The 15,252-nt window shown below is 73.1% G+C and carries 10 protein-coding genes; 8 read left to right on the forward strand and 2 right to left on the reverse strand.

Features of this window, described 5'->3' with window-relative positions; all coding sequences use genetic code 11:
• The first annotated feature begins 90 nt into the window (after window positions 1-90).
• From ACFY2B_RS04275 to ACFY2B_RS04300, 6 genes are all read left to right on the forward strand, one after another.
• Complete coding sequence (locus tag ACFY2B_RS04275) at window positions 91-627, forward strand: TerD family protein (RefSeq protein WP_390761609.1); 537 nt, start codon at window positions 91-93, stop codon at window positions 625-627.
• Between the two features lie 605 nt (window positions 628-1,232).
• Window positions 1,233-5,480: an FtsK/SpoIIIE domain-containing protein gene (locus ACFY2B_RS04280; RefSeq protein WP_390761610.1), complete on the forward strand. Its 4,248-nt coding sequence runs from the start codon at window positions 1,233-1,235 to the stop codon at window positions 5,478-5,480.
• Window positions 5,481-5,605: 125 nt separating this feature from the next.
• Complete coding sequence (locus ACFY2B_RS04285; protein WP_376527270.1) at window positions 5,606-5,884, forward strand: hypothetical protein; 279 nt, start codon at window positions 5,606-5,608, stop codon at window positions 5,882-5,884.
• Between the two features lie 34 nt (window positions 5,885-5,918).
• Window positions 5,919-7,604 carry a protein kinase gene (locus ACFY2B_RS04290; protein WP_390761611.1) on the forward strand — a complete coding sequence of 562 codons (1,686 nt, stop codon included), beginning with the start codon at window positions 5,919-5,921 and terminating at the stop codon, window positions 7,602-7,604.
• Window positions 7,605-7,786: 182 nt separating this feature from the next.
• A complete protein-coding gene (locus ACFY2B_RS04295; protein WP_390761612.1) occupies window positions 7,787-8,065 on the forward strand; it encodes a hypothetical protein in 279 nt (92 codons plus the stop codon).
• A gap of 18 nt (window positions 8,066-8,083) precedes the next feature.
• The gene (locus ACFY2B_RS04300) at window positions 8,084-9,652 is read left to right on the forward strand and encodes a hypothetical protein (protein WP_390761613.1); all 1,569 of its coding nucleotides are present in this window, start codon (window positions 8,084-8,086) and stop codon (window positions 9,650-9,652) included.
• A 143-nt stretch (window positions 9,653-9,795) separates the two neighbouring features.
• Here ACFY2B_RS04300 and ACFY2B_RS04305 read toward each other — a convergent pair whose 3' ends face one another.
• Complete coding sequence (locus tag ACFY2B_RS04305) at window positions 9,796-10,815, reverse strand: helix-turn-helix domain-containing protein (protein ID WP_390761614.1); 1,020 nt, start codon at window positions 10,813-10,815, stop codon at window positions 9,796-9,798.
• Window positions 10,816-11,271: 456 nt separating this feature from the next.
• Between ACFY2B_RS04305 and ACFY2B_RS04310 the strand changes: the two genes are divergently transcribed.
• Together ACFY2B_RS04310 and ACFY2B_RS04315 are read left to right on the forward strand one after the other, a co-directional pair.
• Complete coding sequence (locus ACFY2B_RS04310) at window positions 11,272-12,939, forward strand: ATP-binding protein (RefSeq protein WP_390761615.1); 1,668 nt, start codon at window positions 11,272-11,274, stop codon at window positions 12,937-12,939.
• 350 nt (window positions 12,940-13,289) lie between these two features.
• Window positions 13,290-14,612 (forward strand): kelch repeat-containing protein, encoded by a 1,323-nt coding sequence (locus tag ACFY2B_RS04315; RefSeq protein WP_390761975.1) that lies wholly within the window; start codon window positions 13,290-13,292, stop codon window positions 14,610-14,612.
• A gap of 200 nt (window positions 14,613-14,812) precedes the next feature.
• Here ACFY2B_RS04315 and ACFY2B_RS04320 read toward each other — a convergent pair whose 3' ends face one another.
• Window positions 14,813-15,196 (reverse strand): VOC family protein, encoded by a 384-nt coding sequence (locus tag ACFY2B_RS04320; protein WP_390761616.1) that lies wholly within the window; start codon window positions 15,194-15,196, stop codon window positions 14,813-14,815.
• Between the last annotated feature and the right edge of the window lie 56 nt (window positions 15,197-15,252).

Genomic DNA, 15,252 nt, shown 5'->3' on the forward strand with positions numbered 1-15,252 from the left:
TAAGGTGGCATCAAGAGGCAGGTCAGAGAACATACTTAAGGACCTGCGCAAGTCCTGCACGGTGAGTGGAAACACGGGAGGGGAGAGCCGGTGAAGGTCGTCGGCAGGGGGCCGGGGAAGGTCGAGATACGGCTGAAATGGGACCCGAGCCCGCTGGGCGAGTCCCCGCGCCACCTCGACATCGTCGCCGCGACCTACTCCGTGGACGATCCGTTCGGCAGACCGGCGTACGTCGTGCACTACGACAGCCGCTCGCCCGACGGCACGATCAACATGAACCGCCACAGCCAGACCGGCATGGGCTTCGGGTTCGTCGAGGTGATGTCCCTCGAATTCGACCGCCTGTCCAGCGCCTACGCACGGGTGGTGGCGGGCGTGGTCATCCACCAGGAGCCCGACCCCCGGACCTTCGGTGACATGTCGAACGCAGGAGTGGTGATCGTCGAGGGCCACCAGGAACTGCTCGCCGACGACTTCTCGGGCGTAGCAGTGGCCAGAGCCACAACGGTCGCGGAGTTCGCCAGGAACGACGCCGGCGAGTGGGAAATGCACGAGATGATCCGCGGATCCGACAGCGAACCAGAAACCTTCATCTCCGAGATGGGTACCTTCTCCCGCTCCGCCTGACCTCAACGAGCCTCCGGTCCAAGGCTCGTACCAGGGGCGACTTCGATCCGACGGACGCCGGCTCCGCGTGCTGGAGCTGAAGAAGCCCAGCACCCGGATGCCCGCTGCACGCCAGGGTCCATGACGGCCTCCCGCACGAGCGATGGCCGGTCCGCTCAGAGTCGATCACGACGACCAGCCGGCCGGCTCGCCTTCCCAGCCGTACACCGTCAGCAGACATACCGCCCCGCCCCGTAGCAAGAGCCCTCCGTCCTCGGCCGGTTCGGCACGGCATGAACGGCCGCAAGGCCCCCGACCTACGCCGGCACGCCCACGGATCCCGTCCGCCACGCCGCGCCGAGGCCGTTCCAACGCCGACCCGACGCCGCGGCCATGGCGGTCCAGCCCCGATCCGACGGCCGACCGTCGCCGAGCCGCGCGCGGCCGCCCACCACCCCGGCCGTCACCCGCCGCTCACCACCCACCGCCCAGCGCACGCCACCCGCCAAAACTCTGCGTCCTCCGCCAAGGGTTCTGCGCGCCAGGCCAATGCGGCCCGTGTCGCCGCGCAGCAGCCTTGGCACCCCAGTCGTAACTAAAAGACGCGGTAGGAAAGGCACAGCGCTGTGCGGATCGTCTACGCCGACGGCACGTCCGAGAGTGAACTGGAGTTGCGGATCGGCCGTCCCGACGCGACTCTGGCCGACCTCGCGGATGCTCTCGGTCTGTCCCCGGCCGAACTGAGCGTCGACGGGCGGATCGCGCCGCCGGAGACGCCGTTGAACGAGTCCGGCCTGGTGCACGGGGCACGGGTGGCCAGGGCCGGCTGGGGCACCGCGGCTCCTCCGCCGCGCAGTCCGGCGGCCGTGCTGCGGGTGGTCGGCGGCCTGGAGGCGGGACGCAGCGTCCCGCTCGGGGTGGGGACGACGGTCGTCGGGCGGGGTGCCGAGGCGGACGTACGGGTGGTAGCCACGGGGGTGTCGCGGACCCACGCCGCGTTCGAGGTGGCGCCGGACGGCGGGGTGCGCGTCTCCGACCTGGGGTCGGTCAACGGCACCGACGTCGGCTCAGAGCGCGTCACCGCGCAGGGCGGCGGCACCCGGGTGGGCCCCGAGGACCTGGTCTCCCTCGGTGGCGAGGTGCTGCTGCGGGTGCTGCCGCCCGATCGTCTGGGCCCCGTCCAGCTTGTCAACGCCGTCCGTGAGGTCGGCCCGGGCGGCACCCTGCCCTTCAACCGCGCCCCGCGCGGCGGCCGTCCCGCGCAGTCACCGCGGATCGCCGTCCCGGTCGCGCGCCGACGTGCGGAGAAGGCGCCGTTCAGTGTCTCCAGCATGCTCGGCCCGCTGGTGATGGCCGGGGCGATCGTCGCTCTCACCAAGGACATCCGGTACGCGGCCATCGCGGCGCTCACCCCGCTGATGTTCCTCGGCAACTTCTTCGAGGACCGGCTGCGCGGCCGTTTCCGGCTCCGGCGCGGCACCCGCGACCACGCCGCCCGGCTGGCGGAGTTCACCCGCGAGGTGACAGCCCGGCACGCCGCCGAGACCCGTACGCGCCGCGCCGCCCACCCCGACCCGGCCGAGGTGGTGTACCGGGCCACCGCGCCGGGCGTCGCGCTGTGGGAACGCCGCCCCGGTGCGCCCGACTTCCTGCGGACGGTCGTCGGCCACGCCGACCTGCCCTGGAGCCCGCCGCTGGACGACGGTTCGTCCGATCCCGCCCCGGAGACGGCCGGGATCCTGGGCGCCAGAAACGTACTGCCGCAGGTGCCCCTGGTCGTGGGGGTCGCGGCGGGCGAGGCGGTGGGGCTGGAGGGGGACCGGCGCGCGTGCCTGGCGGTGGCCAGGTCGCTGCTGTGCCAGGCGGTGACCGGCAGCGGCCCGGCCGACGTGCGGCTCGCCGTCTTCGCCGACGCGGACCGGCTCGCCGACTGGGACTGGACGAAGTGGCTGCCGCACGGCGCCGACACCCGGTCGGGCAGCACCCGGCTGGTGGCCGTGGGCCCCGAGCAGTCCGACGCACTCGCCCGCGCCCTGGCCGCCGCCGCACCGGCCGGGCCCGAGCGCGGGACGGGGGAAGCCGGCGGCGGCCCGGTGCTGCTGGTGGTCGTGGACGGCGCGACGCTGCTCGAAGGGCGGCCCTGCCCGTTGCGCGACCTGCTGGCCGGACACTCCGGCGGGGCCGCGGCGTGCGGGGGTGTCGTCCTGACGAACCGGCTGCCCGCGCTGTGCACCACCGTGGTCACCGCCTCGGCCGCGGGCACCGGGACCGTCCGCGGGGTGGCGTCCGGCGAGGTCGTCGAGGACGTGCTGTTCAACGGCATGCCGGTGGGCGACGCGCAGGCAACCGCACGGGCGCTGGCCCGCTTCGAGGACCCCGAACTGCGGGTGGAGGGCGCCGGGTTGCCCGACCGCGTCTCGCTGCTGCCGCTGCTCGGTCTGGAGAGCGTCAGCGGGGCCGCCGTCGGCGACGGGTGGAAGAAGCGCGTGCCGGCGCTGCGGGTCGGCGCAGTGCTCGGCGTCGGCGAACGCGACCTGTTCACCGTGGACCTCGACGACGACGGCCCGCACGCGCTGATCGCCGGCACCACCGGCTCCGGCAAGAGCGAGCTGCTGCGCACGCTCATCGCGAGCATGGCGATCGACGCCGATCCCGAGCACCTGACCTTCGCCCTCGTCGACTACAAGGGCGGCGGCGCGCTGGACGAGTGCGCCGAACTGCCCCACACGGTGGGTCTCGTCACCGATCTCGACGAGCAGCTGAGCGAGCGTGCCCTGCGCTGTCTGGAGGCCGAGATCCACCACCGGGAGCGGCTGCTGCGCGAGGTGGGGCTCGGTCACATCCGCGACTACCAGCGGATGCGCGACGGCGGGCGCGGCGATCTGGAGCCGATGCCCCGCCTCGCGGTGGTGATCGACGAGTTCGCGACCCTGGTCAAGGCGCTGCCGGAGTTCGTGGACGCGCTGGTCTCCATCGCGCAACGCGGGCGCAGCCTGGGCGTGCACCTGATCATGGCCACGCAGCGGCCCGCCGGGTCGGTCAACGACGCCATCAAGAACAACGTCAAACTGCGTATCGCGCTGCGCCTGGAGTCCACCACCGATTCGCTGGACGTCATCGACGACCCGGCCGCGGCCGGCATCGGCACCCGGCAGTGGGGACGCGCCTATTACCGGCTCTCCGCCCGTGAGGTGCTGCCGGTGCAGACGGCGCTGTCCACCGGCGTCACCCCGCACGCGGAGGTGACCGCGCCGGTCACGGTGGCCCCGTTCCGGCTGGGGACGGGGGCCGGGGAACCGGCCGCCGCGGGCGGGGACGGCGAGTCGGACCTGCGGCGGCTGGTCGCGGCGGCCAGGGAGGCCGCGGGGCTCGCGGGGTTCGCGCCGCCCCGGCGGCCCTGGCCCGAACCGCTGCCGGCCGTGCTGCGTACCGCCGAACTGCCCGCCGTCGCCGAGCGCGGCCTGCACACCGACGCCTCCGGGCTGCCCGCGTGGGCGCTCGCCGACGACCCCGACCGGCAGCGGCAGTACGCGGTCGGCTGGGACCCGGCGGCGGGCAACCTCCTGGTCTACGGCTCCGGCGGTTCCGGCACCTCCACCGCGCTCACCTCGCTCGCCCTCTCCCTCGCCGGGGCCGTGCCGTCCGACCGGCTGCACCTCTTCGCACTGGACATGGGCGCGGGCGACCTCGCCCCGCTCGCCGCTCTGCCGCACACCGGCGCCCACATCGGGGCCGCCGAGCGGGAACGCCAGGTCCGCCTGATCAGGCTGCTGCGGCGCGAGCTGGACGCACGCAAGGCGCACGGCCCCGGGCAGCCGCCCAACTGGCTGGTACTGCTGGACAACATCGGCGCGTTGCTGTCGGACTTCGACAAGGACATGGCCGGGATGAACCTCGTCGACGATCTGGCCCGGGTCTACGCCGACGGTCCGGCGGTGGGCATCCGGTTCGCCGTCACCGCCGACCGGGCGGGCGCGGTGCCGTCGGCGTGGGCGGCGCTCACCCAGGCGAAGCTGCTGATGCGGCTCGCCGACCCGGGTGAGTACGGGTACTTCGACCTGCCGCGCGGCTCGGTCCCCGGCTACGTACCGGGCCGGGCGCTGGTGGCCGCCAACCGCCAGGTGATCCAGCTGGGCTGGCCGGGCGAGGACCTGGCGGCGGCGGTCGCCGCTGTCGCCGCACGCCGGCCGGACACGCCCGCCACCGCGCCCCGGATCGGCCTGCTCCCCCCGGACGTCGAGCTGACCGCGCTCGGGGCGTCCGCCCGGACCGGGTCCGACCCCTGGGAGATTCCCGTCGGCCTGGACGACGCCACGCTGGGCTGTGCGTGGCTGCGGCTGTACGAACACGAGCACGCCCTGATCGCCGGACCGCAGCGCTCCGGACGCTCCACGGCGCTGTGCGCCCTCGCCCGGCTGGCCGCCGCGGCACAGGCGCCGCCCCACGTCATCGCGTACGCCCCGCGCCGGTCCCCGCTGCGTGACCTCCCGCCGGGCCCGGCCCGCACGGTGGTCACCGCCTACGACGCCCTGGCGCAGGCCCTGTCAGGTTGTTCCGGCCCCACGCTCCTCCTGGTCGACGACGCCGACACGGTCGAGGACGAGACCGGTGCGCTGGAGCGGTGGCTGTCGGCGGCCGGCCCCGGCAGGCACCTCGTCGCCGCCGGCCGCGCCGACGCCCTGCGCCGCCTCTACGGCCACTGGACGCAACCCGCCCGGGACAGCCGCTGCGGGGTCCTCCTGGCCCCCGACCACGATCTCGACGGCGACCTCCTCGGCGCGGCGCTGCCCCGCCACGACCGTATGGCCGCGCTCCCCGGGCGGGGCTACCTGGTGGTCGACGGGGTGGCGGGCGGGGTGCAGTTGGCGCGGTGACCGGGGCACCGGTGGTGCGCGGGAAGCCAAGGGCACTGCGCTCACCGCCAATGACACCCCGCCACCCGGCCGAAAGGATCAGAGCAAGTCACAGAGCATCGGGGAAACCCGGGAGTGGACAGAACATGACAACAGTAAAGTCGACCGACTTCGCGCACGCGGAGGCCAGCAAGATGCTGAGCCTCATCAACAACCAGCTCCCCGGCCTCATCCAGCAGCTGAACGGCCACGGCACGCAGCTCAGCGACCCCAACCACTGGGACGGGCCGCTCGCCCAGAAGTTCCGGGGAGAGGTGTGGCCGCAGGCCAAGGGGGACCTGGACCGGATGAAGTCGTCGCTGGAGCAGTTGCAGCAGCAGGTGCAGAAGATCCTCACCAACATCTCGCACGCCGGTGGCGCGTGACCGGGGACACGAGCAGGAACTGAGCGGGAACTCCATGCCTGACACCGAACAAGTCCACCCATGGACCGGCGAGCTGACCGCCGACGACCTCGGCCGGCTCGCCGCCGAACCGCTCCGCCGGACGGACCCGGTGACGATCGGCCCCTACCGGGTACTGGCCCGGCTGGGCAGCGGGGGGATGGGACGGCTCTTCCTCGGCCGGGCCGTGGCCGCGGACGAGTCGCAGCCGGCGGCGTACACGGCCCGGGACCTGGTGGCCGTCAAGGTGATCAGGCCGGAGTACGCCGAGGACCCGCGGTTCCGCCGCCGCTTCGAGCGTGAGGTCGAGACGGTGGGGCGGGTGCACGACCGGTACACCGCGGGGCTGCTGGGCTCGGGGTTCGACGAGGACGAGCACCTGTGGATGGCGACGGCCTACGTCCCCGGACTCAGCCTCGACGACGCGGTGCGCCGCCACGGTCCGCTGCCCGCGCCCGTGGTGTGGCGGCTGGCGGTCGAGGTCGGGCAGGCGCTCGCCACCATCGCCGCCGCCGGAATCGTCCACCGCGACCTCAAGCCGTCCAACGTCCTGCTGGGCGTGGACGGGGCCCGGGTCATCGACTTCGGGGTGGCCCACACCGCCGACACCAGCACGCTGACCATGACGGGCCAGCACGTCGGCACCCCGGCGTACATGTCCCCCGAGCAGGCGAGCGGCCGGCCGGTCGGCAACGCCTCGGACGTGTTCTCGCTCGGCTCGCTGCTCGCGCTCACGGCGTCCGGCCGGGCGCCGTTCGGCGAGGGGTCGACCGGTGACGTCATCCACCGGCTGATCTACGAGCCGCCGAGCGCGGACGTGGTGGACCGGGTGGCGGAGAGCGCCCCGGCCCTCGCCGACCTCGTACGCCGCTGTCTGGACAAGGACCCGGCCGCCCGGCCGTCTCCCCGGCAGATCGTCGACGAGGCGCGGGAGCGGGACCCGGCACGGGAGTGGCCGGGGCCGGTCGCCGAGGTGATCGGGGGGCGCGCGGCGTGGAGCGGGCGGACCGCCGCCGTCTCGCCCGTGGACCAGTTGACGGTCCTGCGGCGGGGCGCACCGGTCCGTACGCTCAAGCAGGAGGCTCCCGGGCGGCGGCGCGGCCTGGCGGTCGGCGCGGCGCTGGCCGTCGTCGTCGCCGCGGCCGCCGCCGTGGTCGCCTTCGTCGTACCCGGCCACGGGCCCTCCCGCGGCGAGGGGGCGAACGTGGCGGTCGCCACGTCCGTCCCGCCCGACGCGTCGCCCTCCGCGCCGCCCGGCCACGCGCCGAAGAAGCACCCTGCCCCGCACCCGTCGCGCCCGGCATCGGACACCACCCCGCGGGTGGCTCCGCACGAGCCCGGCGACCCGGGCGGCGACGTGAACGGCCGGCCCACCGCGCCGCAGCAGCAACCCGAACCGCCACCCACCAAGATCGTCACTGCCGGGCCGACGCACCCGTCGGCACCGGCGTCCAAGAGCGAGCCCTGGAAGTCCTGCACCTTCTACTCGGGCTCCGCGCTCACGCAGTACGGCGATCGCGGCAAGCGGGTCAGCGAAGTCCAGTGCATCCTGCAAAAACGCGGGTACGACATCGGCGCGGGCGGCGTCGACGGCCAGTTCGGCGACGACACGCGCGCCGCCGTCAAACGGTTCCAGCAGCGCAACGGCCTGCGGGTCGACGGCCAGGTGGGCGTGCAGACCTGGCCGGCGCTCCGTGGCTGAGGCGGACGCGCGCGGCCCGCGGGCGTGGACCAAGGCGCCCCCGCGACACCGATCACCCATCACCGGCCTTCACTACTACCGGCTTTCACGAGGGCGGCCCTCGCTACGACCGGCTTTCACGACAACGACCTTCACTACTACCGGCCTTCAGGACAACGGACCTCCACAAGGAGAAGAGGCGAATGTCGCAGACCACGGAAGCGCGAGCTGCCGACTGGCTCGACCGGCAGCTGACCCAGCTCAACGCGAGGCTGGACAAGTTCCTCCAGCTCCGTACCGACCAGCGGAAGGCGCTGCTCGGTTCTTCGCAGAGCGTCAACTGGCAGGGGAAGAAACGGGAGAATTTCGACTCCGACTTCAAGAGCCAGCATGACGCGCTGGTCGGCCTGAAGGAAGCCGCGGCCTCTTTCCAGCGGACGGTCGCCCAGACCCTGGCCGAAACCCAGAAACCCCTCCACTGACGAGAAAGTTCCCTCTCCATGGTGTCGGCGATTCCCGAGAACCTCATCAAGTACTCCGCGACCTGCACCGCAGCCGCCCAGGAGTTCCAGAACTGGGTCAGCAGCGTACTGACCCCCGCGCTGCTGGCGTACCAGAACACCGGTCACCCCTGCGTCGCGCTGGACGCCGATGTGGCGGTGGCGATCTCTCGGGCCTACTACACCGACCGGGACGTGCACGATGTGGCGCGGGCGTTCCAGCAGACCCAGCACGGCAGCGCACTGGGGTCCGGCGGACTGGTCAGGGCGACTGAATCGGACGTCGACACGGCCTACAACCAACTGCTGCGGCAGAACCAGGCGAAGATGAAGGAGGGTGCCGCGCTGGCCGCCAGGCTGACACCGCTACAGGACGTCGGCGACCGCGACAATCCCGACGCCGCTCGGCCGATCGTCGAGGAACTCGCCAAGCACGCCGACGACCCCTATTTCTGCGCCGGGTTCTTCAACGCGCTGACGCTCCAGCCGCATCTCACCACGGTGCTGGCGCTCGGCGGTATCCCGGCTCTGGTCAGCGCGTACTCCAGCGGCGCCGTCAGCCCGCGCACCACCGCGATGGTCGCGGCCCGCATCGGGATCCCGGCGGTCGTCGGGGGCCCGGAGAGCCCCACCAGCCCGTTGTACCGGATGACCAGCGAGCAGAAGGCCCAGTTGCTCGACGCCTTCGCGGCACATCCGGCAGCGTCCTACCAGCTCGCGAAGGCCCTCACGCCGGCCGAGGTGCGCGAGATGTTCTACGGGGATCGGCAGTTCAGCCTCAAGGTGATGACGATCCTCCAGACCGCGATGAACCAGGAGCACTCCCCGGAGGCGGCTCGTGACCTCATGCACAGGGTGTCGCTCGGGCTGTTCGGGAGCGGGGCGCCGAAGCTGAAGAACAGCGACTGGAAGAAATTGCTGGATCCGGTGCGGGCGTTCTACGGCGCGGGCCTGCTGAACGGCATCTCGGCGCCGACCGACTTCTCCCGCGAGGGTGTGGAGGAGTGGGAGCGGGTCACGGGCGGGCAGAACGGTGAGGACGTGGCGCTCTTCCTCAAGGCGCTGCATGACGCACACCCTGATGACGAACTCATGAAGAGCATGATCCAGGGCGGCTATGTGAACGCGGCGTTCGTGGTGGTCGGTTTCCTGGAACCGGAAGCATGGGCTGCCAAGATCGCGTTCTCGGCGGCGGTGGGCGCCGTGCAGAGCGCGGTCTCGGCGAACGACCCGATCCTTGAGAACCTCGGCCTCTCGGAAGGCAAGCATCCCGACGCCGACCAGGCGAACATGAAGCTCGCCGCCGGGGGCTTCGCCCAGACCCTCGCCCTGCTGGCGGTGCGTAACCAGCTCCGGGACTCTTCGGGCCGCTTGGTTCACCTCACCGGTGACGCGAAGACCGACGAGAGGACCATGCGGGAGGTGCTCTCCGGTGACCTGAACAAGTACACCGTGGGCGGCAAGAACGGGGCTCATGTGCAGGAGTTGCTGGACGCGTACAAGTCCGAGGAACTGGAAGCGGCGTTCAAGCCCCTCGCCAGCCCGGACTACAAGCCGTCGTACGGGTGAGAGCGGTGGGCCCGCCGGGACCGTGGGGCCCTGGCTCGGACACCGGCCACGAAGGGGCGAGGTGAGGATGAGCGGGCCGCGGTGGTGGCCTGCTCGTCCATGAACTCCGCGCACGAGCAGGCGACCGCGCCGTCCCGGCCGGCTCAGCGGTCCGACGGAACGATCTGCGGTGTGCCCCTTTCGAGGGGGACGGCACCGCCGCCTCCTCGACGCTGCTCACCCACGGTCAGCTGCCCCGCGCCGTACGTCCCCAGCCACCTGCGGTATTCACCAGGAGGCATCCCGAACGCGACCTTGAAGGCCCGGTTGAACGCCGCCGCGTCCGCGAACCCCCACCGTGCGCCGATCGCCCCGACGGGGCGGTGCGCAAGACCGGGCTGCGCCAGATCGGCCCGGCACCGGTCCAGTCGGAGTTCCCGGATGAAGGTGCCCACGGTCTGCTTCTCCCCGCGGAAGAGATGATGCAGGTAGCGCACCGAGATGCAGTGGGCGTTCGCGACTGTCTGCGGTGACAGGCCGGGATCCATCAGGTGCGCCTCGATGAAGGCTTTCACCTCGCGCAGCAGCACGGCCTGCCGGGTCTCGGGCGGTAGGAGATTCTCCCGTTCCGCGAGGGCGCCGAGAAAGGCGCAGACGAGTTGGACCGCGGCCGACCCCAGTCGCTCGGCCTCCAGCCCGGTCCACCGGCCACTCGCCAGCCCTTGCAGGAAGTCCGCGAGCAGGGCGCCGCTGCCCTGCGCGGGAAGCCTGCGCGACAACAGCTCCCGTATCGACCGGTCCGGCAGCGGTACCACGTGTTTGGGCAGGTGGAGAAGGATGATCCGGGCGCCTTCCGGCATGCGCATCTCGAAGGGCCGCGACGTGTCGTACAGCAGCAGGTCACCGGCCTGGACCTGGGCCCGGCTGCGTTCCTGGTCCACCACCATGATGCCGCTGGCCACGTAGGCCAGCTCCCACAACTGGGGATCGGACTGCCGGATCAACCGCGCGGTGCGCGCCGAAGCCAGCGTCGGGAACGACAGCACCGACAGGTTCACGGGCCCGAGGGGTAACGCGGCGGTCGACGCCCGGAAGTCGTCCTGCTCGTCACAGAAGATGTGGACGGGCGGAAGGTCCTGCCTCACCCGGTCGCACCACCAGTCGAACCTTTCCGCCTTCGGCACGTCCGTGGAATACAGCTCGGCCCAACCCATCCTGCCCCCCGATGACTTCCCTGTCGACGACGCCCCGTTCGTCGGACGGGACTCTGCCGAGCAAGGTTACCGACGGCTGCCGGGAGGTCGGCGGTCGTTCCGGCGGACCTACGCCGCCCCGGCGAACCGTGAGTGAACCCACTGATCGCCCGTGAGGGCGTCGCCCGTACTGGCGCCGGGTCCGCATCCCGGCGGACAATGATCCGCCCTACACACGTGCGCAGGCAGGGAAGCGGGTGAACCCGGTTGCGGGAACAGACGACGCAGGGCCAAGGAGCACCGGCCGGCCCACGCGGACGGACCGTCCCGAAGCCACGGGCCCGCGCGACGCCTCCCCCGGGCCCCCTCGGGACCGTGGCCCCGCGTCCACCGGACGAACCCGCGTCGACACCCCGGGGCGGCCCCCGTGGACGGGCCGCCTCCGCCGTGAGCGCGGCGGCTCCGGTCGCGTACGACCCTCCGGAAGCGGACGGGGCACCGCCGCCGTCCCGCCCGGCCGGGACCTCCGGCGTCCCCGGCACGCCCCGTATCGCGGCGCCGCGCCTGGTCGGCCGGGCGGACGAACTCGCCCTGCTCACCGAGGCGTTGATGTGGCTGCCCGCTCTGGTCCTGGTCGAGGGCGAGGCGGGCACGGGCAAGAGCCGCCTGGTGCAGGAGGCCCTCACCGCGCTGGGTGCCGAGGGCCCGCGCGTCCTCGTCGCGGGCTGTCTGCCCCTGCGCACGGCCCTCACGCTCGGGCCCGTGGTCGACGCCGTCCGCCAGGCGTGCGACACGGTGTCCGGGCTGCGGCTCTCGCCGCTCGCCGGTGTCCTGCGGCCGTTCTTCCCGGAGTGGTCGCGGGAACTGCCCCCCGCGCCGGAGACACTGCCGGACGCGGGCGCCGCCCGCCACCGGCTGCTGCGGGCCCTCGCGGAGCTGCTGGACCGGCTCGCCGTGGACGTCCTGCTCGTCGAGGACATCCACTGGGCGGACGAGACGACCCTGGAGTTCCTTGTCTTCCTCGCCGCACGCAGGCCCCGTCCGTTCAGCCTCGTCCTCACCTACCGCCCCGACGAAGTGCCGACGGACTCCCTCCTGCTGCGCCTGTCGTCCCGGCCCGCCGCCGGAGTCGCGCACGCGCGCGTCACCCTGGGCAGCCTCACCGTCGACGCCACCGCGCACCTGATCTCGTCGATGCTGGACGACGAGCACGTCTCGCCCGCCTTCGCCGCGTTCCTCCACGAGCGCACGGAGGGGCTGCCGCTCGCGCTGGAGGAGTGCGTCCGGCTGCTGCACGACCGCGCCGACATCGTGCGGCGCAACGGGGAATGGGCGCGGCGCACCCTGGACGAGATCGCCGTACCCCCCACCATCCGCGACGCCGTCACCGAACGGGCCGCCCGGCTGGGTGCCGACAGCCGGCGGATCCTGCTGGCCGCCGCCGTCCTCGGGGAAGGGGCACAACCGACGGTCCTCGGCCGGGTCGGCGGACTCGCCTCACCCGGTGCGGAGACGGCCGTCGCGCAGGCGGTCGCGTCCGGTCTGCTCGTCGAGGACCGGGGCGGGCGGGTCGCCTTCCGGCACGCCCTGGCCGCCCGTGCGGTGTACGACGCGGCCCCAGCGGCCGAACGGGTCGCGGCGCACCGGGCCGCCGTCGCCGTCCTGGAGGGCGAGCGCGCACCGAACGCGGCCCGGATCGCGCACCATTCGGGGGCCGCGGGCGACACCGCCCGCTGGCGCGCGTATGCCCGGCAGGCAGCGGATCTCGCGCTGGAGTCGGGCGACCACCTCGCCGCGGTCAACCTCCTCCACCGGCTCATCACCGACCCGGGCTGCCGGCCGAGAGCGTCGCGCCGCTGGTGCAGAAGATGCCGCTGCACTCGTTCACCGGGTATACGCGCCACCGCGAGGTGCTGGAGACGCTCCGTGCCACGCTGGAAAGCGGCCGGCTCAGCCCGGACGACCACGCCGAGGTGCGCGGCCAGCTCGCCAGGATCTTCATCGACCTCGGCGACTACGCGTCCGCCGCCGCCGAACTCCAGCAGGCCGCCGCCGAACTCCGGCAGGCCGTCCCCGGTCTGGGGGCCCGCCCGTACGCCACCGCCTGGGCGATGACCACGCTCGGTGTGCCCGTTCCCTCGTCCTGGACCGCGGCCACCCATCTGCGGTGGCTGGAGCGGGCCCGCCAGTACGTCGCGGGTGCGGACTTCCCCGAACGGGAACGGCTCGCCCTGCACGTCGACCGGGCCACCGTGCTGCTGGAGCTGGGCGAGGAGAGCGGCTGGGCGCAGGCGCGGCTGGTGGACGCGGGCACCGTCACGTCGAGCACCGCGCTCCAGCGCGCGCGTGGCTCGCTCAACCTGGGCAACTGCGCGATGCGGTGGGGCCGGTACGCGGAGGCGCGCCGACGCCTGACGGCCGCGGTCGACCTCGGTACCCGCCACGGCCACCAGAGAATCGCCGACATGGCGGTCGTCACCCTGGTCCACCTCGATCACCTCGGCGGCGACTGGCAGGGCCTCGCCGAGCGCGCCGCGACCTGGCTGGCCGCGGACGACGAGCCGCTGTTCCGCCTGGACACCCTGTACGTCACCACGGCTCAGCGGATCGCCGCACGCGGCGGCACCCTCTACGTCACCGGTGGCTGGCACGGAGCCGCCGGCGCGAGCGAGCCGCAGTCCACCGTCTACGCGTACCACCCGGTCAGCGACACCTGGACCCGCGTGGCCGACCTGCCGACGCCGTTGGCCATGGCCTCCGCCGCCGTGTACGACGGCAAGCTGTACGTCATCGGCGGCTCCACCGACGGCGGCAACCACGTCACCTCGGCCGTCCACCGCTACGACCCCGCCACGAACCGGTGGGCCCGCGTCGCCGACTATCCGACGACCGTGGCGTCGTCCGCGTGCGAGGGGCTGTCGAACGGCGTCGTCTGCGCGGGCGGCGACACCCGTGACGCGGGCGGCCACACGGTGGGCCTCGCCACCACGTACACCTACGACCCGCACGCGAACACCTGGACCCGCAACGCCGACATGCCGTACACCGACTGGGGGGCCTCCTCCAGCGCGGGCAACGGCGAACTCCAGGTGGTCGGCGGCATCGTGGGCGCCGAGGGCACCAACCAGGCGCTCCAGTACGACCCGGTCACCGGCCACTGGAGCCACCTGCCCAACGCCGCCTACCCCGTCTTCCGCGGCGGCGGCAGCGGGTGCGGTCTCACCCAGGTCGGAGGGGCGATCGCCGACGGGCTGTCGTTCCCCTCGGGCAACCGGCAGGCCGAGACGCTGCCCGGCTACGGCAGTTGCGCGCAGGACGACGCCACCTGGCTGAGCGCGAACAAGCAGAGCGTCGAGATCGCGCCGGGGCGTTCCGTCACCGTCCGGGTCACCGTCGACTCCGCGGCGCTCGGCGCCCCCGGCGGCTACGCGGCGGACCTCTCGCTGATCACCGACACGCCGTACGCGCCGGCACCGCTGTCGGTCACCACGAAGGTCACAGCCCCCGCGTCCTGGTCGCACCTCAGCGGCCGGGTCACCACCGCCGCCACGGGTGACGCCCTCCGCGGTGCGACCGTCACGCTGTGCCCGGCAGGTCACGCCACCTGCCCGCACCCCACGGCGACGGTGGCCACGGACAGCCGGGGCGGGTACGACCTGTGGCTCAGGCCGGCACCGGGCCGTTACACCGTCACCGCGACCGCCGACGGCTTTCTGGCGGCCGGTCGGGAGGTGAAACTCACCCGGGGCAGCCGGACGACGGCCGACCTGGCGCTGCGCACGTCCTGACGCTCGGAACCCCGCGCACCGCGGGGTCCTGACCGAGCGCTCCGCACGGCACCGTGTCCCTCACGGACGGACCGCGCGCCCCCGAAGCGGAGCCCCTGACCGGCCGTGCCGGTCAGGGGCTTCGTCACCTCCGCGCCCACCGAGGAGCGACCCCGGTCCCACGCGTACGGCTGGACGGCTCGGTGCCGGGCCGCGGGTGGTCAGAGGGGCTGGAGCCGGGCGTGCAGGAGGCAGAACTCGTTGCCTTCCGGGTCGGCGAGGACGTACCAGTTCTCGGTACCGGTCTGGCCGACGTCGGCCCGCCGGGCGCCGAGCGCGAGCAGTCGTTCCCGTTCGGCGTCCTGGTCGCGGTCGGTGGCGTTGACGTCGAGGTGCAGGCGGAGCTTCCCGGGCCGCGGGTCGGTGCTGGGGCTGAGGACGAGGGTGGGCTGCGGGCCGCCGAATCCGACGTCGGGCGGCCCGATCTCGATGCTGCCGTCGTCCTCCCGGCCGAGTTCGACATAGCCGAGAACGTCGCTCCAGAAAGCGGCGAGCGCGTCCGGGTCGGCGGCGTCGATGACCAACTCACTGATACGGCATGCCATGCCCGGCAGTGTACGCAGCCGGCCCGAGCGAGCCGGCCGTCGTCAGCGTGCCGGAG

The sequence above is a fragment of the Streptomyces sp. NPDC001270 genome (assembly GCF_042896695.1).
Taxonomy (GTDB): Bacteria; Actinomycetota; Actinomycetes; order Streptomycetales; family Streptomycetaceae; genus Streptomyces.